Source organism: Erythrobacter sp. (genome assembly GCF_036351135.1).
Taxonomy (GTDB): Bacteria; Pseudomonadota; Alphaproteobacteria; order Sphingomonadales; family Sphingomonadaceae; genus Erythrobacter.
On the sequence record NZ_JAZBON010000026.1, the window covers coordinates 97,992 to 122,946 of the forward strand.

Annotated in this window: 24 protein-coding genes and 1 tRNA gene; 17 read left to right on the top strand and 8 right to left on the bottom strand. The window is 64.8% G+C overall.

What is annotated here, in order from left to right; translation table 11 throughout:
* Positions 1-122: 122 nt before the first annotated feature.
* Positions 123-1,460 (top strand): phosphoglucosamine mutase, encoded by a 1,338-nt coding sequence (gene glmM / locus V2I30_RS08740; RefSeq protein WP_330661753.1) that lies wholly within the window; start codon positions 123-125, stop codon positions 1,458-1,460.
* A gap of 8 nt (positions 1,461-1,468) precedes the next feature.
* Positions 1,469-2,278 (top strand): bifunctional hydroxymethylpyrimidine kinase/phosphomethylpyrimidine kinase, encoded by an 810-nt coding sequence (gene thiD / locus V2I30_RS08745; protein WP_330661754.1) that lies wholly within the window; start codon positions 1,469-1,471, stop codon positions 2,276-2,278.
* On the opposite strand, the gene V2I30_RS08750 is transcribed toward thiD, so the two are convergent.
* A complete protein-coding gene (locus V2I30_RS08750; protein WP_330661755.1) occupies positions 2,275-3,159 on the bottom strand; it encodes an LOG family protein in 885 nt (294 codons plus the stop codon). The two genes, thiD and V2I30_RS08750, sit on opposite strands and share 4 nt — an antisense overlap.
* 93 nt (positions 3,160-3,252) lie before the next feature.
* Positions 3,253-5,355 (bottom strand): HWE histidine kinase domain-containing protein, encoded by a 2,103-nt coding sequence (locus tag V2I30_RS08755; protein WP_330661756.1) that lies wholly within the window; start codon positions 5,353-5,355, stop codon positions 3,253-3,255.
* Positions 5,356-5,652: 297 nt separating this feature from the next.
* Here V2I30_RS08755 and V2I30_RS08760 point away from each other — a divergent pair, with 297 nt between their 5' ends.
* A complete protein-coding gene (locus V2I30_RS08760) occupies positions 5,653-6,984 on the top strand; it encodes an alkaline phosphatase PhoX (protein ID WP_330661926.1) in 1,332 nt (443 codons plus the stop codon).
* A 27-nt stretch (positions 6,985-7,011) separates the two neighbouring features.
* On the opposite strand, the gene V2I30_RS08765 is transcribed toward V2I30_RS08760, so the two are convergent.
* Positions 7,012-7,085 (bottom strand) — tRNA-Gln (locus V2I30_RS08765).
* 186 nt (positions 7,086-7,271) lie between these two features.
* Here V2I30_RS08765 and V2I30_RS08770 point away from each other — a divergent pair.
* Both V2I30_RS08770 and V2I30_RS08775 read left to right on the top strand, forming a co-directional pair.
* Positions 7,272-8,612, top strand: coding sequence for a Ppx/GppA phosphatase family protein (locus tag V2I30_RS08770; RefSeq protein WP_330661757.1), 1,341 nt, complete (start codon positions 7,272-7,274; stop codon positions 8,610-8,612).
* A 3-nt stretch (positions 8,613-8,615) separates the two neighbouring features.
* Positions 8,616-9,281: an RlmE family RNA methyltransferase gene (locus tag V2I30_RS08775; RefSeq protein WP_330661758.1), complete on the top strand. Its 666-nt coding sequence runs from the start codon at positions 8,616-8,618 to the stop codon at positions 9,279-9,281.
* A 22-nt stretch (positions 9,282-9,303) separates the two neighbouring features.
* On the opposite strand, the gene V2I30_RS08780 is transcribed toward V2I30_RS08775, so the two are convergent.
* Positions 9,304-9,999, bottom strand: a complete 696-nt coding sequence (locus V2I30_RS08780; RefSeq protein ID WP_330661759.1) for a c-type cytochrome — start codon at positions 9,997-9,999, stop codon at positions 9,304-9,306.
* A gap of 133 nt (positions 10,000-10,132) precedes the next feature.
* Between V2I30_RS08780 and V2I30_RS08785 the strand changes: the two genes are divergently transcribed.
* On the top strand, positions 10,133-11,038 hold the full coding sequence (locus tag V2I30_RS08785) for a prephenate dehydratase (RefSeq protein ID WP_330661760.1): 906 nt from the start codon (positions 10,133-10,135) through the stop codon (positions 11,036-11,038).
* Complete coding sequence (bla, locus tag V2I30_RS08790; RefSeq protein ID WP_330661761.1) at positions 11,031-12,005, top strand: class A beta-lactamase; 975 nt, start codon at positions 11,031-11,033, stop codon at positions 12,003-12,005. Before V2I30_RS08785 ends, bla begins: the two co-directional genes overlap by 8 nt.
* Positions 12,006-12,120: 115 nt before the next feature.
* Here the strand turns inward: bla and V2I30_RS08795 are convergent, their stop codons facing one another.
* Complete coding sequence (locus V2I30_RS08795; protein WP_330661762.1) at positions 12,121-13,224, bottom strand: isoaspartyl peptidase/L-asparaginase family protein; 1,104 nt, start codon at positions 13,222-13,224, stop codon at positions 12,121-12,123.
* A gap of 26 nt (positions 13,225-13,250) precedes the next feature.
* On the bottom strand, positions 13,251-14,189 hold the full coding sequence (locus V2I30_RS08800) for an alpha/beta hydrolase (RefSeq protein ID WP_330661763.1): 939 nt from the start codon (positions 14,187-14,189) through the stop codon (positions 13,251-13,253).
* A gap of 227 nt (positions 14,190-14,416) precedes the next feature.
* Between V2I30_RS08800 and V2I30_RS08805 the strand changes: the two genes are divergently transcribed.
* Genes V2I30_RS08805 through V2I30_RS08820 form a run of 4 tightly spaced genes read left to right on the top strand, consistent with a single transcriptional unit; the run spans position 14,417 to position 16,295 of the window.
* A complete protein-coding gene (locus V2I30_RS08805; RefSeq protein ID WP_330661764.1) occupies positions 14,417-14,947 on the top strand; it encodes a sigma-70 family RNA polymerase sigma factor in 531 nt (176 codons plus the stop codon).
* Positions 14,944-15,624 (top strand): DUF1109 domain-containing protein, encoded by a 681-nt coding sequence (locus V2I30_RS08810; protein ID WP_330661765.1) that lies wholly within the window; start codon positions 14,944-14,946, stop codon positions 15,622-15,624. The genes V2I30_RS08805 and V2I30_RS08810 overlap by 4 nt, the downstream gene beginning before the upstream one ends.
* A 52-nt stretch (positions 15,625-15,676) precedes the next feature.
* Positions 15,677-16,108 (top strand): hypothetical protein, encoded by a 432-nt coding sequence (locus V2I30_RS08815; RefSeq protein WP_330661766.1) that lies wholly within the window; start codon positions 15,677-15,679, stop codon positions 16,106-16,108.
* Between the two features lies 1 nt (position 16,109).
* Entirely contained in the window at positions 16,110-16,295 is a 186-nt protein-coding gene (locus V2I30_RS08820) for a hypothetical protein (protein WP_330661767.1), read from the top strand.
* A gap of 36 nt (positions 16,296-16,331) precedes the next feature.
* Here V2I30_RS08820 and V2I30_RS08825 read toward each other — a convergent pair whose 3' ends face one another.
* Positions 16,332-17,336 (bottom strand): zinc transporter ZntB, encoded by a 1,005-nt coding sequence (locus V2I30_RS08825; protein ID WP_330661768.1) that lies wholly within the window; start codon positions 17,334-17,336, stop codon positions 16,332-16,334.
* 195 nt (positions 17,337-17,531) lie between these two features.
* Here V2I30_RS08825 and ispG point away from each other — a divergent pair, with 195 nt between their 5' ends.
* Genes ispG through V2I30_RS08850 form a run of 5 tightly spaced genes read left to right on the top strand, consistent with a single transcriptional unit; the run spans position 17,532 to position 22,378 of the window.
* Positions 17,532-18,680 carry a flavodoxin-dependent (E)-4-hydroxy-3-methylbut-2-enyl-diphosphate synthase gene (ispG, locus tag V2I30_RS08830; protein WP_330661769.1) on the top strand — a complete coding sequence of 383 codons (1,149 nt, stop codon included), beginning with the start codon at positions 17,532-17,534 and terminating at the stop codon, positions 18,678-18,680.
* On the top strand, positions 18,677-19,201 hold the full coding sequence (locus tag V2I30_RS08835; RefSeq protein ID WP_330661770.1) for a thioredoxin family protein: 525 nt from the start codon (positions 18,677-18,679) through the stop codon (positions 19,199-19,201). The genes ispG and V2I30_RS08835 overlap by 4 nt, the downstream gene beginning before the upstream one ends.
* Positions 19,202-19,204: 3 nt before the next feature.
* Positions 19,205-20,155: a histone deacetylase family protein gene (locus V2I30_RS08840; protein WP_330661772.1), complete on the top strand. Its 951-nt coding sequence runs from the start codon at positions 19,205-19,207 to the stop codon at positions 20,153-20,155.
* Positions 20,152-21,606 carry an NAD(P)-binding protein gene (locus V2I30_RS08845; RefSeq protein ID WP_330661773.1) on the top strand — a complete coding sequence of 485 codons (1,455 nt, stop codon included), beginning with the start codon at positions 20,152-20,154 and terminating at the stop codon, positions 21,604-21,606. Before V2I30_RS08840 ends, V2I30_RS08845 begins: the two co-directional genes overlap by 4 nt.
* A gap of 58 nt (positions 21,607-21,664) precedes the next feature.
* Positions 21,665-22,378: a murein L,D-transpeptidase catalytic domain-containing protein gene (locus tag V2I30_RS08850; protein ID WP_330661774.1), complete on the top strand. Its 714-nt coding sequence runs from the start codon at positions 21,665-21,667 to the stop codon at positions 22,376-22,378.
* Here V2I30_RS08850 and V2I30_RS08855 read toward each other — a convergent pair.
* Positions 22,375-23,760, bottom strand: coding sequence for a L,D-transpeptidase family protein (locus tag V2I30_RS08855; protein WP_330661775.1), 1,386 nt, complete (start codon positions 23,758-23,760; stop codon positions 22,375-22,377). The genes V2I30_RS08850 and V2I30_RS08855 overlap by 4 nt on opposite strands.
* Before the next feature lie 220 nt (positions 23,761-23,980).
* Here V2I30_RS08855 and V2I30_RS08860 point away from each other — a divergent pair, with 220 nt between their 5' ends.
* Complete coding sequence (locus V2I30_RS08860; protein WP_330661776.1) at positions 23,981-24,931, top strand: DMT family transporter; 951 nt, start codon at positions 23,981-23,983, stop codon at positions 24,929-24,931.
* Positions 24,932-24,955 lie beyond the last annotated feature (24 nt).

The following is a 24,955-nucleotide window of genomic DNA, read 5'->3' on the forward strand; positions in this document are numbered from 1 at the left end:
TGGCTATTCGCCCTTCCCTTCGCGCGATAACCGCGCCAGAAGCCCAACACAAACCCAGGCGGGAAAGGCTGCTGCCGGCTCGGCCCGCAGCCTCCGCGACAGGAAAAAGACGAGGGGGGCCAATGGCACGCAAACTGTTCGGCACGGACGGCATCAGGGGCCGGACCAATGCCGACGTGATGACCGCGAGGACGGCGATGCGGGTCGGCCAGGCGGCGGGCAATCACTTCGTGCGCGGCACCCATCGCCACCGGGTCGTGATCGGCAAGGACACGCGCCTGTCGGGCTATATGATGGAGAGCGCGCTGGTCGCCGGTTTCACCAGCGTCGGCATGGACGTCATCATGACGGGCCCGCTCCCGACGCCGGCGATCGCGCTGCTCACCCGAGAGATGCGCGCCGATCTCGGCGTGATGATTTCGGCCAGCCACAATCTTTTCCCCGATAACGGCATCAAGTTGTTCGGACCCGACGGGTTCAAACTGTCGGACGAGACCGAGGCACGGATCGAGGCGCTGCTCGATGAGGAACCGACCCTCGCCGCCCCCGACAAGATCGGCCGGGCCCGCCGGATCGAGGATGCGCGCGGGCGCTACATCCACGCGGTCAAGAACTCGGTCGCGAGCGCGGTGCGCTTCGACGGACTGAAGGTCGTGGTCGATTGCGCGCATGGCGCCGCCTATCAGGTGGCGCCGAGCGCTATCTGGGAATTGGGGGCGGAGATCGTGACGCTGGGTGTCACGCCGAACGGCACCAACATCAATGACGGCGTCGGCTCGACCGCGATCGAGGCATTGCAGGCCAAGGTCGTCGAGGAAGGCGCGGATATCGGCATTGCGCTGGACGGCGATGCCGACCGGCTGATCGTCGTCGACGAGAAGGGCGCGCAGGTCGATGGCGACCAGATCATGGCACTGATCGCCACCCGCATGCACGAAAAGGGCGCGCTGACCGGTGGCGGCGTGGTCGCGACGGTGATGAGCAATCTCGGCCTCGAACGCTACCTGCAGGGGATCGGACTGACGCTCGAGCGGACCAAGGTCGGCGACCGCTACGTGCTCGAGCGTATGAAGGCGGGCGGCTTCAATGTCGGCGGCGAGCAGTCCGGGCACATGATCCTGCTCGACCATGCGACGACCGGCGACGGCACGGTCGCGGCGCTGCGCGTGCTGACGAGCTTGGTGCGTTCGCAAAAGCCGGCGAGCGAGATCCTGCACCTGTTCGATCCCGTGCCGCAGCTCCTCAAGAACGTCCGCTACGATGGCGGCAGCCCGCTCGAGGCCGAGAGCGTAAAGTCCGCCATCGCCGACGCGGAGCGCGAGCTTGCCGGCAGCGGTCGCCTGGTCATCCGCCCCTCGGGAACCGAACCCGTCATCCGCGTCATGGCGGAAGGCAACGATGCCGCGCGCGTCGAGGCAGTGGTCGACCAGGTGTGCGACGCGGTGCGCTCGGCAGCCTGAGAAGTCCTATGGCCGGCACCAAGACCCCACCCCGTATCCTCGCCATCGCCGGGTCCGATTCCTCGGGTGGGGCCGGCATTCAGGCCGATATCAAGACGATCACCATGCTCGGCGGCTATGCGATGAGTGCGATCACCACCGTCACCGCGCAGAACAGCGTTGGGGTTCAGGCGATAGCGCCGATGGCGGGCAGCGTGGTGGCGCAGCAGATCGCCTCGGCTGTGGAAGATATAGGCGTCGACGCGATCAAGATCGGCATGCTGCACGATAGCGACGTGATCGCCCACGTGGCGCGCGCGCTAACCGGGATCGATGCGCCCGTGGTGCTCGATCCGGTGATGATCGCGACGAGCGGAGCGGCGCTGATCGACCCGGCGGCGATCGCGAGCATGCGCGAGATGCTGTTCCCGATGGCCGCGCTCATCACCCCCAACCTGCCCGAGCTGGGCCATCTGCTGGGCCGCGAAATCACCGACACGGCGCAGATGGTAGCTGCCGCCGAAGAGCTGTCGCAGGCAAGCGGCGCGGCGGTGCTGGCGAAGGGCGGACATACGGGCGATGCACGGATCGTCGACGTGCTCTACCAGCCGGAGGCGCGGGCGGTGCAGTGCGACCATGCCCGGATCGACACGCCGCACACGCATGGCACGGGGTGCACTTTATCCTCGGCCATCGCGACGCTGCTGGGGCATGGTCAGCCGATGGAGCATGCTGTGCGGCTGGGGCGCAATTTCGTCGTAAACGCGATCCGCGCCGCACCCGGTTTCGGCGCAGGCAACGGGCCGCTCGGCCATCAAGCGGTGCGCAGACTCGACTAGCGGTCGAGCTCGTAAAAGGCGGAGATATGGGTCCAGGCCTCGTCCGCCGTCTCGCACCAGCGGAATAGGTCCAGATCCCTCTTCGAGATGGTTCCTTCTTCGGCGATCGCCTCGAAATCGACGACGCGGGTCCAGAAATCCTTGCCGAACAGCAGGATCGGGATGGGCCGCATCTTGCCGGTCTGGATCAGGGTCAGCAGCTCGAAAAACTCGTCGAACGTACCGAAGCCGCCGGGAAAGACCGCCACCGCCCGCGCACGCAGCAGGAAATGCATCTTCCGCAGCGCGAAGTAATGGAAATTGAGCGAAAGATAAGGCGTCACGTAGGGGTTCGGCGCCTGCTCGTGGGGCAGGACGATGTTGAGCCCGATGGACTCGCTCCCCGCCTCGCTCGCCCCGCGATTGCCCGCTTCCATGATCGAGGGGCCGCCCCCGGTCGTCACCACGAATTGCCGCTTGCCGTCTTCGATGATCGCCTTTTCGGACACGAGCTTGGCGAGCTTGAACGCCTCCTCGTAATATTTGGCCTTGTCGGCCAGTCGCTGCGCGACCCTCTTGTCCCATTCGTCGCCATTCTTGGCCGCTTCGAGCCGCGCCTGCGCGGTTTCAGGCGAGGGAATGCGCGCCGAACCATACATCACCATGGTCGAGCCCACCCGCGCCTCGTCGAGCAGCATTTCCGGCTTCAGCAATTCGAGCTGGAAGCGCACCGGGCGCAGTTCGTCGCGCAGCAGGAAATCGGTGTCGCGAAAGGCGAGCTTGTAGGCGGGATGCTCGGTCTGCGGCGTGATTTCCGGCGATTCGTCGGCGAACCGGCTTTCCTCACCGGCACGGTAGAATTTGCGATCGCTTAGGGGATGTTCGGAAGTGGTATCGTTCATGGCCCGTGCCCTAGGCGCGGCTCGGGGAGGCGGCAAGGCGGCATTTGACGGCGGCCAGGACCGGGGGGGTTAAGCCGACTTGCTCGTTAAAAATCAGTCGCCAGATCCGCGTCCTTGCTCGATCAATCGCGCTGCCTTGGCGATCAGCGCATCGGCGGTCGCGGGTTTGAACAGGACGGGGGCATCGGCCAGTCGCTCGGGCAGGTCGATATGCGAATCGTGACCGACCACGAACAGGATAGGCACTTCCAGATCCGCCAGTCGGTGAGCGAGCGGGAGGATGTCGCCTTCGGTGCTGAGCGCGAAATCGAGCACGGCGCAATCCAACGCCGCCAAGTCCTCGCGCGAGGCTTCGGCAAGGCTGACATAGGGCCCGGCAATTCGCGCCCCAAGGCTCGCGAAAACTTCGGCATGCTGCTCGGCGATCAGCCATTCGTCGTCGACCACCAAGATCCGTTTCCCCTTTAGCTCGCGATGCGGAACGGGGGCGGAAAGGTCGTTCTGGACGCGGATATCGGCGGCGGAAGCCGGCAATACCTTGCTCAGCGGAAAACGTGCGGCAAGGCACAGACCGTCCTTCTCCCAGCTCGCGCTGACGTCGGCGTCGAGCTGGCGTTTGACGATGCGATTGATGACCTTCGAGCCGAAGCCTTCGTGATCGGGCTCGGACACGGCCGGCCCGCCCTTTTCGCGCCAGCTGAACTCAAGGTCACATTTCTCGCCGACAATCACGTCCCAGCGAACTTCGACCACGCCGTCATCCGCACATAGCGCACCGTGCTTCTTCGCATTGGCGGCGAGTTCGTGCAGGAACATCGCTAGCGATTGGGCAGCCCCGGGCGACAAGGCGATCGCGGGACCATTCGCGTCCACCGCCGTCGGCGACGCGAAGCTCTGCAATTCGGCCTGGATCAGCTTTTCGAACTCGAGCCCCGACCAATGCGATTTGGCGAGCAGGCTGTGCGTGCGCGCCATCGATTCCAGCCGACCGCGGAAGTCGCGCTTGTAGATGTCGATCTCGTCCGTCGAGCGCGAGGTAATCTCTGCGATCGAAAGGATGATCGCGAGCAAATTCTTCACCCGGTGATCGAGCTCGCGCATCATGAATTCGCTGCGCTCTTCGCTTTCCTTGCGTTCGGAAATATCGGCGACGATCCCGATAATCAGGGGTTTGCCGTTCTGCTCCACGCGCTCGCTGCGCACATCGAGCCAGACCATCTCGCCATCGGGACGGACATAGCGCAGTGCCATTTCCTGCGGCTCGTCGCCCTGTAGCAGAGCGGCGAACGCGGCTTCGAAATCGCTGCGATGCTCGTCGACGATCCGCGAGGTGAATTCGTCCATCACCGGTTGAACGTTGGTGTCGGTCAGCCCCGTGATCGCGCGGAAACGCTGATCCCAGACGATCGCATGGGTGTCGACGTCCATCGTCCACACTCCGATTTCGGCGACGCCCATCGAAAGCGACTGAATGATGCGCTCGCGGGTCAGGAAAGCCTCGCGCGTCGACTGCATGATCGTCATTGCGATGATGTTCGCGACCGATTTCAGCACCGCCAGATCGTCCTGCGAAAAGGCGCCCGGCGAGCGGCTGTGCAGGCCGATCACTCCCCACGGCTTGCCGCCCACGCTGATAAGCGCACTGATGCCCGAGCGCACGCCGTGGTCGACGAGCAATTGCGGGCCGTCCAGCCGATGGTCGTTATCGAGGTCTTCGACCAGCACGGTATTCTCGACCAGCAGCGTGTAACCCGCCTGGCTTCGCCGCCCGACCCCGGTTTCCGCCGCGCCTACCAGGCCGGGTTTCCAGCCGCATCCGGCAATCAGCCCAAAAGAGGTTTCGCTGTGATTGAGCTTCAGGATCTTGGTGTAATCGCACGCGAAGGTCTTGTGCAGCAGGTTGCAGGCTTCATCGAAGAACTTGCTAAGGTCGCGCGCCGCAAGCGCGATTTGGCCGAGTTGCGCCACGAGATGCGCCTGCCAGGCATTTCCGCCGCGCGATTGCGCCCCGCCGGTATTGCTTGCGATCTCGATATAGCGCGCAACCACGCCCGGCGCGCCGCCATTACTTCGAGCGAGCGGACGAACTTCGCGCAGATATTTTCGTCCATCGCCGTCACGAACCTCGCGCTCGACCGGTTGCGCCTGTGCGAGCGCCTTGTGCGAATCGACATCGAGATGCGGGTCGTCGATCACGCGAAATTGTGCTCGCGCCAAGGCGCAAGCGCGTGATTACGCAGCCGGAGACCCGATGGACGCGCGGCTAGAAGCGCACTCACAAAGCTACAGAATCGATGTGCCCGCATGAGGTCGTTAATGCAGCAAACAGTAATTTGTGCCGGCTGGATCACGATCTTTCCAACATTTTTAGGGTTTATCCATTCGCGATGCGACATCGCGCGCTCTATCGTCCATCGTTCCACCGTGTCATCGCGCTGCCAAATCGCGCTGTCATAATGCTACCGAATTCGAACTGGACGAGCCTTGGTTACCATGATGCCCGATCGCCGCCGCTTTCTCGGCGCCACCGCCACCGCCTTCGCTGGCTTGGTAGCAAGTGGCTGTATGGCCCGCCTGTCCGGGGCCGCGGCGGCGGCACCCGCGGCAGAGATGCCGGGCTACGGACCGCTTATCCCCGATCCCCAGGGGCTGCTGGATCTGCCACTTGGCTTTTCCTACCGCGTCCTCTCGCAGCTCGGCGACAAGATGAGCGATGGCGGGCGGGTGCCAGATCATGCGGACGGTATGGGTTGCCTCGATCTTGGTGGCGGCGAAATCGTGCTGGTGCGCAACCATGAGCTTGTTCCGGGGCAGGATCCGGGCGGACCGATCGCCAAAGGTTTCGGCACGCGCAATGGCGAGTTCGTGCCGGGCGGAACGACGAATGTCGTTCTCGACGCCGCCACACTCGAGGTGAAGCGCGAATTGCGCACCCTTGGCGGGACGATCCGCAACTGTTCGGGCGGGGTGACACCGTGGGGCAGCTGGCTCTCCTGCGAGGAAGCGCCCACCGGACCCGGACAGCGCTACGGCGAAGGGCTCACCGTCAATCACGGCTGGACTTTCGAGGTTCCGGGAACGGCCGAGGGTCTCGTCGATCCGGTACCGCTGCGCGCGATGGGTCGCTTCAATCACGAAGCGGCCTGCGTCGATCCCGCAACCGGCTATGTCTACCAGACCGAAGACCGCGACGACGGCGTGCTTTACCGTTTCCTGCCGAGAGTGCCGGGCCGGCTCGCCGAGGGTGGACGTTTGCAGGCGATGGCGATCGAACAGCTGCCCGACACGCGCAACTGGGACGGCGCGGCGATGCCGCCCGGCGCGCACTACCCGGTCCGCTGGGTCGATCTCGACGATGTCGAAGCACCGCTCGACGATCTGCGCAAACGTGCCGCAGCCAAGGGTGCCAGCCTCATCGCGCGCGGCGAGGGCATCCATATGGGCAAGGGCGAGCTCTATATCTGCTCGACCAGCGGCGGCGCGAAGGGCCTTGGCCAGATATTCCGCCTCGTTCCGGCCCGCGGATCGGGTCCGGACCGGTTCGAGCTGTTCTTCGAAAGCGAAAGCGCAGACCAGTTCAATTACGGCGATAACCTCACCGTTGCGCCCAGAGGCCATCTGATCGTGTGTGAAGATCAATATACCGACATCGTCGACAATCATCTGCGCGGGATTACGCCCTTGGGCCAGCCCTACGCTCTGGGCCGCCTCCGGCTGCAAACCGAGCTTGCCGGCGGTTGCTTCTCGCCCGATGGCCAATGGCTGTTCGTCAACGCCTATTCCCCCACCCGCACCATCGCCATCACCGGCCCGTGGGCGGCGTAACTATCGGTGTTTTGCGGAGAGAAGCTCTGGATGCCCCGTGAGGATTCGAACCTCAATTGACGGAGTCAGAGTCCGTAGTCTTACCATTAGACGACGGGGCATCATCGCTTCGCGAAGCGGCTGCGGCGCAGAATCGCGCTGATCCGCTCCTTTTCGAGAGCTGCGCTCCCTAATTTCGCCCGTTCCCCGGGTCAAGCCCGCATGCTTGCCCTTGATCCGAGCTTGCTCTAGCATCGCGTCAGGTGCCTCCGCATTTTTGGCGTGAAGGTGAAGAGAAAGAACGGTTTATGGCGGACACGCTTCCGCCGGACGAGCACAATGGTGCTGGTACACAACGGGGCGGCAAGTCCGGCAAGGTAGCCGATTTTCGCTACAAGCGCTCCAGCCAGCAGGGCAGATCGCCCGGGGGATACACGAACGGCGAGGCCGAACCGCCGCCGCCAAACGGTGCGGGGGCGTCGCACGATGTCCCGCGCGAGCATGCGTTGCGCGAGCGCGCCGGCAAGACAGGCGATCCGCCCGATCCGTCGGGCGGAAACGGCGCCGCGCCCGATCCCGCGACCGCAGGCGCCGGTTCCATAAATCAACGCCCCTTACGCGCAAGTCGCGGCGGCGAGGCCTATGCCGCGCTGGATCTCGGCACCAACAATTGCCGCCTGCTGATCGCGCGCCCCTCGGGCCGGGACTTTACCGTCATCGACGCCTTCAGCCGGGTGGTGAAGCTGGGCGAGGACCTCGCCATGACCGGGCGGCTGTCCGACGATGCGATGGAGCGCACGATGGGCGCGCTTTCGATCTGCGCGGAAAAGCTGCGACGGCGCAAGGTCCGCCTCGCCCGCTCGGTCGCAACCGAAGCCTGCCGCCGTGCCCACAACGGTGCGGAGTTCATCGAGCGGGTGAAGCGCGAGACGGGCATCGTGCTCGACATCATCACCGCGCAGGAGGAGGCGCGCCTGGCCGTGCTCGGCTGTCATATCCTGCTCGAGGCGGGCGACGGTCCGGCGGTCATCTTCGACATCGGCGGCGGCTCGACCGAGCTCGTCCTGCTCGAACCGGGCGGGAAGATTCCGCGCATCATCGACTGGCAGAGCGTGCCGTGGGGCGTCGTCTCGCTGACCGACACGGTCGGGCGAGACGAGGCCGCGGCGGCGGGCGACAAACCTGCGCGCCGCACGCGCTATGCCGAGATGCGCCGGCTGGTGAGCGAGAGTTTCGCGCCCTTTGCCGCGCGGGTGTCAGAGGCCTCGCGCCGCGACACGATCCGCCTTCTCGGCACCAGCGGCACCGTGACGACGCTGGCGAGCCTGCATCTCGAACTGCCGCATTACGATCGCAAGGCGGTCGACGGGCTGATCGTGCCCTCCGCGGCGATGCGCGACATCAGCACGCGGCTATCGGGCATGTCACCGAGCGAGCGGGCGCAGCTGCCTTGTATCGGCGAAGACCGCTCCGACCTCGTGGTCGCGGGTTGCGCGATCCTCGAATCGATCCTCGATCTGTGGCCGGCCGAACGGCTCGGAGTGGCCGACCGCGGCATCCGCGAAGGGATCCTGCGCAGCCTGATGGCCGCCGAACGCGATGGCGAGCGCAGCATGCAGGCGCTGCACGATCTGCGCGGGCGCGGCTGACCCGTGTCGCGATCGGGCCGCAATCCGGACCGCCGCGTCAAGACGGCGAAGAAGCGCAGCGGAAGCTCTACCCGCTGGCTGCAGCGGCAGCTGAACGACCCCTACGTCAAGCAGGCTAAGGCCGACGGCTATCGCAGCCGCGCGGCGTACAAGCTGCTCGAACTGGACGAGAAATTCGGACTGCTGCGCGGGGTGAAGCGGGTCGTCGACCTCGGCATCGCGCCAGGGGGATGGAGCCAGGTGGTGCGCGCGAAGGCGCCGGATGCGCAGGTCGTCGGGATCGACCTGTTACCGACCGAGGCGATCGACGGGGTCACCATCTTCGAGATGGATTTCATGGACGATCGCGCACCCACGCGGCTGGAAGAGGCGCTTGGCGGCGCGCCCGATCTTGTCCTGTCGGACATGGCCGCGAACACGGTCGGGCACAAACAGACCGATCACCTGCGCACGATGGCGCTGGTCGAAGCGGGGGCATGGTTCGCGGTCGATACGCTGGCGAAGGGCGGCGCCTTCGTCGCCAAGGTCCTGGCCGGCGGGACGGATGCGGAACTGCTCAAATTGCTCAAGCAGCATTTCCGCAGCGTCAAACACGCCAAGCCGCCCGCAAGCCGCAAGGGATCCTCAGAATGGTATGTGGTGGCGCAGGGGTTCAAGGGACGGAATTAGGCCGCCGCCCCTCGACTTGCGCTTACTCGGCTTCGGTTTCGCCGCCCGCTTCGGCTTCGGCATCCTGCGCGTCGCCCTCGGCCGCCTCGCCTTCAGCCGGTTCCTCCGCCGGTTCTGCGGCAGCGGTGAACTCGGGCACGGGCAAGCCGCCTCCCATCTCGTTCATGTAGAGCGAAACCGCGGCGCGGTCCTCGATGCTCGAAAGGCCAGCAAAGCCCATCGTCGTGCCGCTGACATAGCCGCGAGGATTGGCGAGCCAGGCGTTCATTTCGTCCCAGCCCCAGGCACCGTCCAGTGCGGTAAGCGCGCTTGAATAACCGTAGCCTGATTTGCTGGCGATATTGCCGCCCATGACGCCGTAGAGATTGGGTCCGACACCATTGGCGCCGCCTTGCTCGATCGAGTGGCAGGCCTGACACTTGGCAAAGACCTTTTCCCCCGCCGCGGCATCGACGCCGTCCATGTTGAGCGCTTCTTCGAAGCTGACTTCGCTGACGCCGCCTTCTTCCTCGACGCCTTCGATGACATAGCCCAGCGTTTCGGGACGTTCGGGGCTGGTGCCGTGGAAATACTTGTCGGCCACGATCGACAGACCGAGGCCGAGCCCGGCGGCGAACAAGACCCAGCCGGCAGCGGTGTTGAACAGATCGCCAGAAGACGATTCGGCCTTGGTGTTCGTCGCGGCCGAAGCGGTGTTTTTCGAAGTCTCTTGTGTCATCCCGGCGAGCATCTAATGTCCGGTCGCCCCTTCCGCAAGGCGAAACGCACCGCCATCGGATGCAGCAATTGCACCGACTATTGCCCCCTTCACTTGTCACTCCCGCACGCGCGCTCTAGCAGGCAAAGCCGCTATGGCGAGCTTCCCCAAACCGGCTCTCGGCATCGTCGAGGAAATGCGGGCGGCGGCCGCCGCCGATCCCGCGCGCGCGATCGCTTTCCAGGGATCGCCGGGCGCCAATTCGCACCGTGCGGCGATGGAAGCGCGGCCCGATATGCTGCCGCTCGCATGTTTCGGCTTCGAGGATGCGCTCGACGCGGTGAAGGACGGGCGCGCCGCCCAGGCGATCATTCCGATCGAGAATTCGCAGCACGGGCGCGTCGCCGACATCCATTTTCTGTTGCCCGAAAGCGGCCTCTCCATCGTCGGCGAATATTTCATGCCGATCCACCATGCGCTGATGGCCCCGGGCCCGCGCACCAGGGACAGCGTCGTCACCGCCGCCTACAGCCATCCGCAGGCGCTGGGCCAGTCGCGCGCGTTTTTGCGCAAGCGCGGCATCGTTCCGTTGAACTTCATCGATACCGCCGGCGCCGCCGCGCATGTCGCCGAAATGGGCAACCCGGAACTGGGTGCGATCTCGCCTGCCATCGCGGCCGAGCTCTACGGCCTCGAAATCGTCGAGGAGCATGTCGAGGATTCCGAGGACAACATGACCCGCTTCGTCGTCCTCGCCGACAGGCCGACCTTCCTCGATGTCGATCCGGCGAGACCGGCGATGACCACCTTCATCTTCGAGGTAAAGAACATCCCCGCCGCGCTTTACAAGGTGCTGGGCGGGTTCGCGACCAACGGGGTCAACATGACCAAGCTCGAAAGCTACCAGATCGGCACGAGCTTTTCCGCCACGCGCTTCTATGCCGACATCATCGGCGTGCCCGGCGACCCGGCGGTCGACCGCGCGCTCGAGGAATGCGCATTCCATTCGAAGGAATTGCGCGTGCTGGGCACCTACGAACAGGCGCGCAAGCGTGGGTGAGCCGAGGCGCGTGACGCTGGACCGGAGGCAATTCGTCACCGGGGCGCTGGCCAGCGGGCTGCTGGTCGCGGGCTGTACGGAGGAGGACTTCCGGCTCGAACCGCCGCAAACCGGGCCGGACAATCGCTACGAAGCGATGCTGCGCCAGATCGAGGGCAAGGCGGGCGGCACGCTCGGCGCCGCCTTCTTCGACACGACTACCGGTGAGTTGATCGGCATCAATACGAACAGGCGATTCGGTCATTGTTCCTCGTTCAAGTTCTCGCTCGCCGCGATGGTGTTGGCGAGCGATGCATTGGGCATCGTCGATGCGGATCGGCGGGTGACCTGGACGCGGGACGATCTGATGTTCGTATCGCCCTTCACCACGCGCCGGCTCGACGAAGGCGCCACCTTGCGCGAGCTGGCCGAGTTCACGCAGAAATATTCCGACAACGCCGCCGCCAACATCCTGCTGCGCACTTTTGGCGGACCGCAGGCGCTGACCGCGTTCTGGGCGGGGATCGGCGACGAGGTCAGCCGGCTCGATCGCTACGAGCCCGAATTGAACAACGTGCCCGTCACCGAATATCGCGACACGACGACGCCCGCCGCGATGGCGCGTAGCGTCGCGCAGCTGACCTATGGCGAGGTGCTGCGCGAGGAGGACCGCGCGACCTTGCGACAATGGGCTATCGATACGCCGACGGGCGCGCGCCGGGTGCGCGCGGGGCTGCCCGAAGGCTGGCTTGCGGGCGACAAGACCGGCACGTCGATCTGGCCCGGAATGCGCAGCCTGTTCGTCGATATCGGCTTCGTCGAACCGCCCGCCGAAGATGCGGAAGGGCGCGGACCGATCACCTTTGCAACCTATTATCGTGCGCCCGAAACCCTCGATGGAATGGACCCCGCCGCGGAAGCCGTCCTTGCCGAAATCGGAGAGGTACTCGCCGACTATGCGACCGGGGAGGACGGGCTGCCGTTCTGACAAGAATCCGCTCGTGCTGAGCTTGTCGAAGCACCGTTCTTCTTTTTCGCACCGCCGAACGAAGTGAAGGACCGTCCTTCGACAGGCTTAGGACGAGCGGATTTGATATGAGCGATCAGTGATCGGGCGTGTCGCTCGCTGAGACATCTCCGCCGAAAATCGCGACCTCGTTTACCCCGGCGCTGGTCACGCGGCCGCGATACATGCCGCTGGTGTTAAAGCTGTAGAGCGCGTGGCCCTCGGGCGTCACGACGATCACGCCGCCATCGCCGCCCAGCTCTCTGACTTCGGCCATCACCGCGTCGGCGATGCCCTGCGATATTTCTTGGACAAGAACTTCGACAGGCTTTTCTTCTGAAGCCACTTTCTCCAACACCACTTGGGGCGCGAGCATGTGTGTGAACCTTAGCCGCGTGCAGATCTCCTGCGCCACGCCGACGCGAATGAAATATTCGCCCCAGCCGGTCGCCGAGACCGCGCAGCTGCGATTGTCGGCATAGGTTCCCGCGCCGATCACCGGCGCATCGCCGATCCGGCCCCAGCGCTTGCCCGTCATCCCCCCGGTCGAGGTGCCGGCGGCCATGTTGCCATCCTGATCGAGCGCCACCGCGCCCACTGTGCCGAACTTCGTATCGACGTCGAGCGCGGACATTTCTTCCGCCTTCATCCGCTCGAGCGATTGCCGCCGCGTCTCGGTCGCGAACCATTCGGGCGGGGTCACTTCGTAGCCCTGCTCGAGCGCGAATTCTTCGGCGCCTTCGCCCATCAGGAAGACGTGCGGGCTCTCCGTGCGCACCGCGTCCGCCAGCAGGATCGGGTTCTTGATCGTCGTCACCCCCGTCACCGCCCCGGCGCTGCGATCGCGTCCGTCCATGATCGAGGCGTCGAGCTCGTTCACGCCGTCCCAGGTGAACACCGCGCCGCGCCCGGCATTGAACAGCGGATTGTCCTCCAGCGGGACGATCGCGGCTTTGACCGCGTCCATCGCGCTGCCTCCGGAAGCCAGGATGGCGCGTCCCGCATCGAGCGCTTCCTGCAAGCCCGCCTCGTACTGCGCCCGGCGCTCGGGCGTCATGGCGTCGGGGTCGAGCGTGCCCGCCCCGCCATGGATTGCGAGCGACCAGCCCGGCGCTGTGTCCTCATGCGCTTCAGCAAAGGCGGGGTGCGACGAAAGGGCGAGGAAGGCCGTAGCGACGACGGCTAGCATGGCGTTTTTCATAAGCGCGGGTGCTAACTCAAACCCCGTTACTCCGCCAGAAAATCTCGCAACAGCCCGAGCACGTCCTTCGCCTCGCGCGTGGCGACGATCGCCATGAACACGTGCGGCGCGGCTTCGTATTCGTAGAGCTTCGCATCCACCCCCGCCGCACGCAGCCGGGCGACGAAGCTGCGCGAATCGACGATGAAGAGATCGTGCCGCCCGGTCCAGATGCGGGTCGGCGGCAGCGTGGCGAGGTCCTGCTTGTCGGCATAGAGCGGGCTGCATTCGGCGCTGGCCGGGTCGCGGTCGCCGGCGAACATCCGGCCGCAGGAGCGCAATGTGCCGATCTTGAGCATGATGTCGTGCGGTTCGACCTCGGCGATCTCGGGATCGGCCATTGTCACATCGAGCCACGGCGCGAACAGCGCGAGCTTGCCCGGCTGCGGCCCACCCGCCCGGGCCAGCCTCAGCGCCAGCGAGAGCGCCATATGCCCGCCGGCGCTATCGCCATTGAGGACGATCTTCGCCGGATCGTGCCGCGCGGCGATGGTCGCGAATGCCGCGTCGGCGAGCGCATCCTGTGCTTGGTAGGAGAATTCGGGCACGACGTCGTAGAGCGGCACGGTGATCGAGATGCCCAGCCGCTCCACCATCGCGGCGGCTAGCGGCCAATGCACGTCGAACATCGGCAGGACGAAGCCGCCGCCGTGGAAATAGAGCATGTGCCATTCGCCCGGCCCGGCTTTCGGGTGCAGGGTGACACACCTTTGCCCCTCCGCCTCCCACTTCTCGACTGCGAAGCGACGGCGAAACTTCTCCGGCATCGGCGCATCTTCAGGCAATTTGCGCGTCGCCATCTTCGCCTCGAACGCCTCGGGCGTGTGCGGAAACACCGGTTGGCGCCGCGCCATCACCCATTTGACGATCCGAATCAGCAGGCTCGCGCGCTCGCTGCGCAATTCGATCGCACTATCGGTCAGCATGAAATACCTCCGCCTCTCCTGTCGCGGAGAGTGGGCGACCGGCGCGGGCAAGGCAAGCCGCTCCCCCCCCCCGAAAAAATCTTTTCCGCTCACCCGTAACCTTTCGCAGCGCTACCGCGAATGGCAGGATGATTACCGCCTTCCGGGTGACGGTCTCGCCGCCCACGGTCGTCTGGAGAAACGCCGTGCCCGTAAAGACCCAAGCTGGCCTCGTCTCCGCCTGAGCCATGCTGGCCGACGAACCCACATTCGCCCGCCTCATGAAAGCGGCACAGGACGGCGACAAGCCGGCGACCAACGTGCTGCTTTCGGAAGCCGGCCTGTGGCTCGAACGCTATTTCCGGCGCAGGATCGCCGCCGATGCCGTCGACGATCTGGTTCAGGATGTGCTGATCGCCTTTTACAACAAGCGCGCGACCTGGGATCCCAAACGCCCCTTCCTGCCCTGGCTCGCCGCGATCGCGCGCTATCGCTGGATCGATCACCTGCGCAAACATTACCGGCACGAGGCGAAGGAACTGATGGAAGACGACGCGGTCGAGGACAGCGAAGAGGACGTCGTCACCGCGCGCGTCAGCCTCGACCGGCTCTTCACCCACCTCCCCGAAAAGCAGGCCAAGGCGATCGAGCTGGTCAAGATCGGCGGATTGTCGATCCGCGAGGCCTCGCAAAAGACGGGGCAGAGCGAAAGCCTGATCAAGGTCAACATCCATCGCGGCATCAAGAAACTGGCCGCGATGGTCGAGGAAGCGGAATGACTATGAAAAATGTAAAGCCCGGCGCGATGAACCGCGAAGATCTGATCGCGGCGATGACCGAAGAGCTGACGCCGGTAAGGCGCATTCGTCCACGCGACGGCGCGGCGCTGATTATTTTTGCGACTGTGGTTGCAGCCATCGGGTGTAGCGTCGTCTTCGGGTTCTGGACCGGGATGATCGACGGATCGGCCTCGCCCTTCTTCTGGATCAGCAACGGCTTACTGGCGATCGTCGGAGCGTCGAGCGCGACGGCATTGGTGGCGAGTGCCGTGCCGCGGGTCGGCGCGCGCAATTCGTCTACCACGTGGAGCACAGCCATGCTGTCCGTGCTGCCGATTGCGGCCATCATCACGCTCATCTCGGTCGAGGCGGGGCACGATCACGGCACGAGCATGAGCGATGCGGGCGCGCTGTACTGGGAATGCGCGGCCTACGGGCTGGCTGCCAGTTCGATCGTCGCACTTGCCGCGATAATGTTTCTTCGTCGCGGCGCGCCGGTTGCGCCCGATCGGTCAGGCTGGCTGGTGGGCCTGACCAGCGGTGCGCTGGGCGCGCTTGCATACAACATCACCTGCCCGCTCGACGGGTTCCTGCACACCGCGATCTGGCATGTCGTCCCGGTCTTCGTCGCCGGCGTGTTCTGGCGCTATGCGGCGCCGCCGCTTATCCGGTGGTAGAGGGCGGGGGGCGTCCTTGACATACTTCGATCTACGCTCTTAGCGCGTCGATGTGTCATTCATTTTCGAGAACATACTGCCGTGGGCGTTACCAGCTGCCCTATTAGGGATTTGGCTGTTCATAACTCCTTCAAAGGATGAGAATGGGAATGCGCTCAGAAGAAAGCTCAAACTCGTTGATTTCTTCCCTCCGCTTGGAGTTGGCTTTTTTATACTGACGCTTATCTCGTCGAAATTTCTCTCCGTCGTTTCTGATTATTCCGAAGGTACGACAGCTATCGATGGCCAAGCTTCCTACCCTCAGTTTCCAGTTGGTGAATTCGGAGTTTATGCTGTGATCGCCTTTCTCACCGGGATTTTTATCGCTGGAGAGATGAGCGAAGACGTTCGTATCGGAGAGACGAATGAGGGCAAGCAGTTACTGAGACTGGGGATGATTGCTTTTATGGGAATCGTGACTATCTTTGTTCCACAAGTCATTTGATATGAAAACCGCATCATCCATACCGGAGCACACGCTCCAATATATTGCGGCCGGAGGAACGGCAGGCGGCTTCGTTCTGCTTGTTATCGCTAACTTGGCCGGGTCGGATGCGGATTTTTGGCCGTTCGTCATTGGTGCGCTGGGCGGAGCTGTGTTGACGGTCTACGCCATCCTTCAGGAAGACTGATCTCGAAGCGTCGCTTTCGCGGTCAGCGCTAACATCTCACAGCCATTTCCAGCGCCAGAACAGGAACAGCTGGAGCGCCAGGATGCCGATGCAGACCGCGACCACGATCCAGAACGCGCTGCTCTCCTCCACTCCAGGCATGCCGCCGACATTGATCCCCATCAGTCCGGTGAGAAATCCGAGCGGCAGGAAGATGCCGGCGACGATCGTCAGCATGTAGGTCGCGTGCTCGTTCGAGGCGAGGCTGCGGGCGCGCAACTCGTCCTGCAGCACCAGCGCGCTTTCGGTGCTGATGTCGATATCGTCGAGATAGCGCCGCAGCCGGTCGATCGATTCGGCGATCTCGCGCCGGTCGCTCTCGTCGAACCAGTCGGGCGCTTCGCGTGCGATCCGCTCGAGCGCCTCGTGCTGGGGCGACATGTGCCGTTTGAGCGCGAGGCAGGCGCGGCGGATCGCGGTAATGCGCGGCAGGATCTCCTCGTAATCCTCCTCGATATCGAGTGCCTCGAGCACATCGATCTGCGCGTTCATGTCGACAATGGTCTGGTTCATGCGCAGAGTCAGCTGTTCGACCACCTCGACGATCGCGCTGCCCGCATCGGTCGGCCCGCGGCCCCGGTCGAGCATCGTGACGACGTCGCGCGGCGTCTGCATCGGCAGCTTGCGAAAGGTCACCAGCCGCCGTCCGTCGCTCCACAATTGCAGCGAGATCATGTCCTCGGGCTCGGCATTGGGATTGAAGTTGATGCCGCGCAGGGTCGCGACCAGTGTCTCGCCTTCGCGCAACGCGCGTGGGCGCGTTTCCTCGGAAACGAGCAGTTCGGCGGTGGTCTCGGAAATGCCGAGATCGCCCCGCAGCCAAGGCAGCACTTCGGGCGCATGACGGCGCAGATGCAGCCACAGCACTTCGCCAGGATGTGCAGGCCGCCACTCGTCGACCTCGCCGCGCGCCAATGACCGCCCGCCGCCCTTCCCGTCGAGCACGCGGGCGAAGATCAGCGGATCCATCCCCTCGGCGGCATCGGTTTCGATCGCGTCCATCGGCCCATCATGGCGCAGGGGCGCGCAATTTCCTACTCCCCGCGCGAAGTGATAGAAGCCCGCCATGCAAAAGGGTCGTAAATCGGCAGCAACTTCACCATATGGGGAGCGAGCGCGCCCCGTTGCCGGGAGCGTATTTTATTGCCTCAGGACCGTGTTCCATGTGTTCCACGGTTCAGACTGGAAGTGCGTAACATGAATGCCATCCGCCCCTGGCGCACGATAGAGCGCCGAGAATGCCGCCAGATCATGGTCGGCGACGTGCCGGTCGGCGGCGATGCGCCGATCACGGTGCAGACGATGACCAACACGCCGACCGAAGATGCGGGCGCGACGATCGACCAGATCCGCCGCTGCGAAGACGTGGGCTGCGACATAATCCGCGTCTCCTGCCCCACCGAGGAGGCGACCGCGGCGATGCCGCTGATCACGCGGGCGGCGAACATCCCGGTCGTCGCCGACATCCACTTCCACTACAAACGCGCGCTCGAAGCCGCCGATGCGGGGGCGGCATGCCTGCGCATCAACCCGGGCAATATCGGGGGTTCCGACAGGGTCGCCGAAGTCGTGCGCGCGGCAAAGGCCAATGGCTGCGCGATCCGCATCGGGGTCAATGCCGGCTCGCTCGAACGCGACCTGCTCGAGAAGTACGGGGAGCCCTGCCCCGAGGCGCTGATCGAAAGCGCGCTCGACCATATCAAGCTGCTGCAGGATCACGACTTCCACGAATTCAAGGTTGCGGTGAAGGCCAGCGACGTGTTCCTCGCCGTCGCCGCCTATCATGGGCTTGCCGAAGCGGTCGATTGCCCCTTGCATATCGGGATCACCGAGGCGGGCGGGATCGTCGGCGGCACGGTCAAGTCGTCGATCGGCCTCGGCGCGCTGCTCTGGGCCGGAATCGGCGATACGGTGCGCGTGTCGCTCTCCGCCGAGCCGGAACACGAGGTCAAGGTCGGCTACGAGATGCTGAAGGCGCTGGGCTTGCGGACGCGCGGTGTTCGGGTGGTCTCCTGTCCCAGCTGCTCGCGCCAGGGTTTCGACGTCATCCGCACCGTCGAAACGCTGGAGGCCCGACTCGAGCACATCAAGACGCCGATGAGCCTCTCGGTGCTTGGCTGCGTCGTCAATGGCCCGGGCGAAGCGCGCGAGACCGATATCGGCCTCACCGGCGGCGGCAATGGCAAGCACATGGTCTACCTCTCGGGCGTGAAAGGTCACACGATCGAAGACGAGGACATGCTCGATCACATCGTGAAACTGGTCGAGGAAAAGGCCGCGGCAATCGAAGCGGGCGAGGCGGTCGCCTTCGATCCGCATGCGCAAGAGGTTCAGGCGGCGGAATGATCCGTGCCGTACTCGCCGGCCTGCTCGCGGCCCTCGTCATCGTGGGCGGGGCCGGCCTTGCACAGGGGGACACCGGCGCTCACGACTATCCCGAGGCGAGAAGCTACCAGCCCAGCGACGATGCCGCGAGCGAAGTCGAAGCCGCGCTGGCCCGCGCCGCGGCGAGCGGGAAACGCGTGCTCCTCGTCATGGGCGCGAACTGGTGCCACGACAGCCGCGCGCTCGCCGGATGGCTCGAAACCGAACGCTTCGCACGCCTGATCGAACGCGAATACAGGCTGATCTTCGTCAATATCGGCATGCCGCAATCGGGCGACGGCCATGATCTTGCTCTCGCAGCGCGGTTCGGCCTCGACGACCTTCCCGGCACCCCGAACCTGCTGGTGCTTACCGCCGACGGCGAACTGGTGAACGGCGCCACGGCAACGACCTGGCGCAATGCCGCGAGCCGGGAGGGAGATGCGATTTACGACGAGCTTGTGCGCCTCTCCGAAGCGCCGGTTTCCGAAGAGGTGGGCTGAACCTTGCTCCACGTCGTCCACCACGCCGACTATATGGCCCCGCGCCCTCAGCGCGGGACGTTCAGGTTCGACAAGTACTACCTCGTCATGGAGGAACTGCGCGCGAGCGGTGCTACGATTACCGAACATGCGCCCGATCCGATGCCGCGGCGCTGGCTGGAGGCGGTGCACGATCCGGCCTATGTCGATGAGGTCTTCCGCGCCGCCGTCCCGCGCGAGAAGGAGCGGCGGATCGGCTTCCCGGTCACGCCCCGCATCCGCGACCGCGTGCGCCATACCAATGGCGGCACATGGCTTGCTGCGCAGCTGGCGATTGCCCATGGCTATGCCGCGAACTCCGCCGCCGGAAGCCACCATGCGCTCGGCGATACGGGGGCGGGCTATTGCGTGTTCAACGATCTTGCGGTCGCCTCCAACCGCCTGCTTGCCGAAGGCAACGTGCGCCGCATCCTGATCGTCGATCTCGACGTCCATCAGGGCGACGGCACGGCGAGCCTTATGGCTGGACGCGAGAACGTGTTCACCTTGTCGCTGCATGCGGAGAAGAACTTCCCGGTGCGAAAAGCGCGCTCGAGCCTCGATGTCGGGCTCGCGGACGGAACCGACGACGACGGCTTCATGGCGGAGCTCGACCGGCATCTGCCCACCATCCTCGCGGAGTTCGCCCCCGATTTCGTATTCTACCAGGCGGGCGTCGATCCGCATGTCGATGATCGGCTCGGGCGGCTCGCGCTCACCGACGAAGGGCTCGCGCTCCGCGATCGCTACGTCGTTCGCGAGGTGCGCAGCCGCGGCCTGCCCATCGCCTCCACGCTGGGCGGCGGCTATGGCGAGGACAGCCGCGCGGTCGCCGCGCGGCATGCGCGCTCAATGCTGGCGATGGCGGAGGAGAATTGGCGCCACCCCGCGCGGCACCGGCCGGAGATGGGACTGGCGGAGGGGAGCCCGGCATGAGCGAGCGCGAAACCGACTATCTGGTGATCGGGGCTGGTGCGGTCGGCCTCGCCTTCGTCGACACGCTGATTGACGAGGACCCAGACGCCCACGTCACCATCCTCGACAAGCATACGCGGCCCGGCGGTCACTGGAACGACGCTTACAGCTTCGTCTCGCTGCATCAGCCGAGCGCGACCTACGGCGTCAATTCGATGGAGCTATGCCCCGACCGGGTCGATACGGATGGCCACAACAAGGACCTCTATCCGCTCGCCAGCCACGCCGAAATTCTTGCCTATTACAGCCGATTGATGAGCGAGCGGCTCATTCCAAGCGGCCGCGTCGCCTATCATCCGATGAGCGAATATCGCGGGACGGCGGACGGCGTCCACAAAGCGGCACGCATCCTTTCGGGCGAGAGCCTGCGCTTCAAGGTCCGGCGGCGGCTGGTCGATGGCACCTGGTTCCAGACCTCGGTGCCTGCGACCCATACGCCAGCCTTCGACATCGCGCCGGGCACCCGCTTTGCGGCGCCTGGCGACCTGCCCGCTTTATGGCAGGACGCAGGCAATCTCCCTGGCCACTACTGTATCATCGGCGGCGGGAAGACCGCGATGGACACCGCGGTTTGGTTGCTCGAGGCGGGCGTTGCGCCCGAACGGATCGACTGGGTGCGCCCGCGCGACAGCTGGATGTTCAATCGCAAGCTGCTGCAACCCGCGCAGCATCATATCGAGGGGCTGGTGCGCTTCCAAATCGACCTCGTCGAATGCGCTAACAGCGTCGAAACGGGCGACGAGATGTTTGCGCGGCTCGGCGAGAGGGGCACGATGCTGCGGATCGACGAGGATGTGCAGCCGACCATGTTCCACTTCGCGGTCATTTCCGAGGGCGAGGTCGACATGCTGCGTCGGATCGAACGGGTTCATCGCGGCAGGCGCGTGAGCGCGCTGGACGGCGACACCATGATTCTCGGCGGGGATCGCGTAACCCTGTCGCAGGGCACCTTGTTCATCGATTGCACCGCACGCGCCGTGCCCTTTTCGGTGCGCGACGATGCCCGTCCTTTCTTCGAGCCGGGTCGGATCACGCTGCAACTCGCGCAGGCGCCTTTCGTCCCCTACAGCGCCGCGCTTGCCGCCTTTGTCGAGGCGAATTTTCAAACCGACGAGGAGAAGAACGCGCTGCTCCCGCCGGCGCCGCTGACCGACAGCACCGCGACCTATCCCTACGCGGTGCTTGCCAATCTGATGAGCACCGCGATCCTGTCGAAGAACGCCAAGACCAACGCATTCAACGCGCGCAGCCGCCTTCATCCCACGGGCCCGGCAATCGCGAAGATGATGGCGGCGGGCGATCCGCGTTTGGCCGTGCTCGCGAAGGTGGGCCCGGCGATCGAGGCGAATATGCCCGGTCTCGTGAAGCTCGCCACGAAGGCCAAGGCGATTCACGAGAGCGAAAGCGCATGACCGGAGCGCGCGCCCCGGTTAACGGGAACCTCATCTTGCCCTATCTAGTATGAACGATATGAACCGCCGCGATCTCCTCAAAGGTACGCTTGCCACTGGCGCCGCGCTGGCAATCCCGGCGTCGGGGTCAAGGCTCGCCGCGACCCCCCGCGCCGGTTCGCCGCGCGACCGCGCACTGTTCGAGATCGCCAAACGCGAGCTGGACCGGGCGGGCGATGCGATCTGGCGGCGCGACATCGTCGGGATCGCGGATTTCGGCGTGCACTCGGCCGAGCGGCGCTTCTATTTCGTCAATCTCGAGCGCGGGGAAGTGACCGCGGCCCATTGCAGCCACGGCACTGGCTCGGACCCCGAGCACGATGGCTGGCTCAATCACTTCTCCAATGTCGAGGGCTCGAACGCGACCAGCCGCGGCGCCTATGTGACCTGGGAATGGTATCAGGGGCGCTACGGCACCTCGGTGCGATTGGGCGGGCTCGACCCGACCAACGAGGCCGCGCTGCGCCGCTACATCGTCATGCACCGCGCCGATTACGCCGAACCGTCGCATGTGGGCCGCTGGGGGCGGCTCGGTCGCTCCAATGGCTGTTTCGCCTTCGGGCAGGAGAACTTCCGCCACGCGCTGCTGCACCTGTCGGGGGGACGGCTGATCTATGCCGATGCGCTGGGCCTTCAGGACGATGGCCGAATGCTGGCCCGCGCCGACCAGATGAAGCTGCTGCGACCGGCGAACCCGAATGTGATGCAGCGTTACAATCCGGGCGTTTTCTAAGCCTCCCCGCGCGGGTCGTTCTCGATCACGATCACCTCGTCGTCGCTCGTCGCAGAGCGGTCGGCTTCGCGCGGAGCCGAGAGGCTGGCGAGAACCGGGGCGTCGCGGCCATAAATATCGTCGAAGCTGCGCAGATTGCCGTCGATGTCGACCCCGTAGGTGAAGTAGGTGATGTAGGCGGGCAGCTGCTTCTCGATCATCACCTTGGTGTATTCGCCCGAGGTCGCGATCTCGACCGCTTCGTCGCGTGTCGCGCCGCCGCCCAGGATCGCCATCGTAATCGCCAGCTCCATCGCCCGTTCGGTGCGGATGCAGCCATGCGACAGGGCGCGGTTGTTCTGATCGAACAGGTGCCGCGAAGGCGTATCGTGAAAGAAGATCGCGTGCGGATTGGGCATTTCCAGCTTCATCCGGCCCAGCGAATTGGTCGGTCCGGGCTGCTGCACCACCGTGATCCAGCCATTCTCCCCGCGCGTTCCCTTGTAGCCTTTCGCGCGCGCCCAGCTGGGATTGCTTAGCACCCGCTTGCCCAGCCCCTCGCCCTTCACGATCGATTGCGGCACCGTCCAGGTCGGATTGAACACCACCCCTTCGACCGTTTCGGCCAGCTGAGGGGTCGCGGTGCGGCCGGGCTTCCCGACGATCGTGCGATAGGTCGAAATGATCTGGTCGTTCACCGTCAGGCGCAGCTGATATTCGGGCACATTGGTGATGAGATATTGTGGACCCAGATCGCGCGCGAGCCAGCGCCAGCGATCCATGTTGGCGCGGATCAGCTTGCGCTTCGCCGTCTCGCTCTCGGGCGTGAGCGCAAGCTCGTCGCGCAGCCGCGCATAATCGGGATGGGTGGGATTCAGCTTCGCGAGCGTGCCGGCGATATCGCCGCTTTCGAGCGCGACTTCGAGCAGGGCGTCGGTGCGCAAAGTGTCGCGATCGGGATCGACGACGAACCATTGCGTGCGCGCAGACATAGGCGTGCGGCCATCGCGCAGGTCTTCGACCAGCCAGACAAAGGCCTGCGAAGCGATCTCGTCAAGCGTCTCGGACCGGCCCGCGGTGATCTCGGCCTTCAGCTCGGCGAGGCGATAATCGGCGGGCTCCAGCCCTTCGATGTCGATATCTTCGATCACCGCCACCAGCGCATTCGCCTGATCGAGGCTCCATTCGCGCACCAATGGTCCGGGAGGCGCCAGATCGCCTTGCACCAGCGGCTCGGACACCATTTGCGGGAACGCCTCGTCGAAGCTCGCATCGGGCATCGTCGACGCCGGCACAGCTTCGGCAGGCGCAATTTCGCTGTCCTGCGCCTGCGCGCTTGCAGAAAGCGCGAAAAGCCCCGCGCCCGCCATGGACAGCGCCTGTTTCCCGACCGTGAAGTTCATCGTGACATTCCCAATGCAAACCCATCCCGAAAGCCGCGCCCGTCTTTCGCCCGACGGCCTATGTGTCGTGAGCACGGTTACGAGACCCAAGTGAATATATCGTCCATCGCCGCAAGCTATCAAGCCTTGGTGCTTGCGCGAGACTGAACCGCCTGCTCACCATTGATTGGCTCATCCCGGCGTGACGCGCGGCTCGGCCCGCGGTAGGGGCCGTCGCCCGATGGACAAAAGCGCCTCCTACATGCCTTTCTTCGCCGCTTTCGGCGCGGTTGCCGCCCTGTCGCTGATGGATGCGGTGATGAAGGGAGCGAGCCTTGCCGCAGGGGTGTACACCGCGACCCTCCTACGCGCGCTGATCGGGGCCGCAATCATCGCGCCGATCTGGGCGATCCGCGACTTCCGCGTGCCCTCGCGCGCCGTCATGGCGCTGCATCTCGAGCGCGGGCTGGTCTCCGCCGTCATGGCGCTGAGCTTCTTCTACGCGCTGACCAAGCTCCCGATTGCCGAGGCGATCGCGATCAGCTTCGTCGCGCCGCTCCTAGCGCTCTATCTTGCGCGCATCCTGCTGGGCGAGACCATCCCGCCGCGTGCCATCCTTGCCAGCTTGCTCGGCTTTGTCGGCATGCTGGTGATCGTCGGCGGACGCATCGGACAGGGCGAATTCGACGATCAGATCGCGCTCGGCCTCGCTGCCCTCCTGTTCTCCGCACTGCTCTACGCCTATAATTTCATCATTATCCGCAAGCAGTCGCAGGTCGCAGGCCCACTCGAAGTCGCGACCTTCCACAGCGGGGTGGGCGGGATAATCCTGGTGATATTCGCGCCCTGGGGTTGGGTCACGCCCGATATCGCGACGTGGGGCGCGATTTCGATCGGCGCGCTGCTCACCGTGATTGCCGCAATGGCGCTCGCCTGGGCCTATGCGCGGGCCGAGGCGCAGGCGCTGGTGCCGATCGAATATTCCGGCTTCCTATGGGCAAGCTTGTTCGGCTGGCTTTTCTTCCGCGAGGAGGTGACGCTGGTCACAATCGCCGGGACGGCGCTGATCGTTGCGGGATGCTGGCTCGCGACACGCGGCGGGGCGCAAGCAGCAAAGGCCCCGGATGATGCAGATGGCGAACTGGCTGGCAAACTATCGCAATCGACTCGCAAGAACCCGCCCGCCCCTTGACGCGCCACCGCCGCTCTATCACTT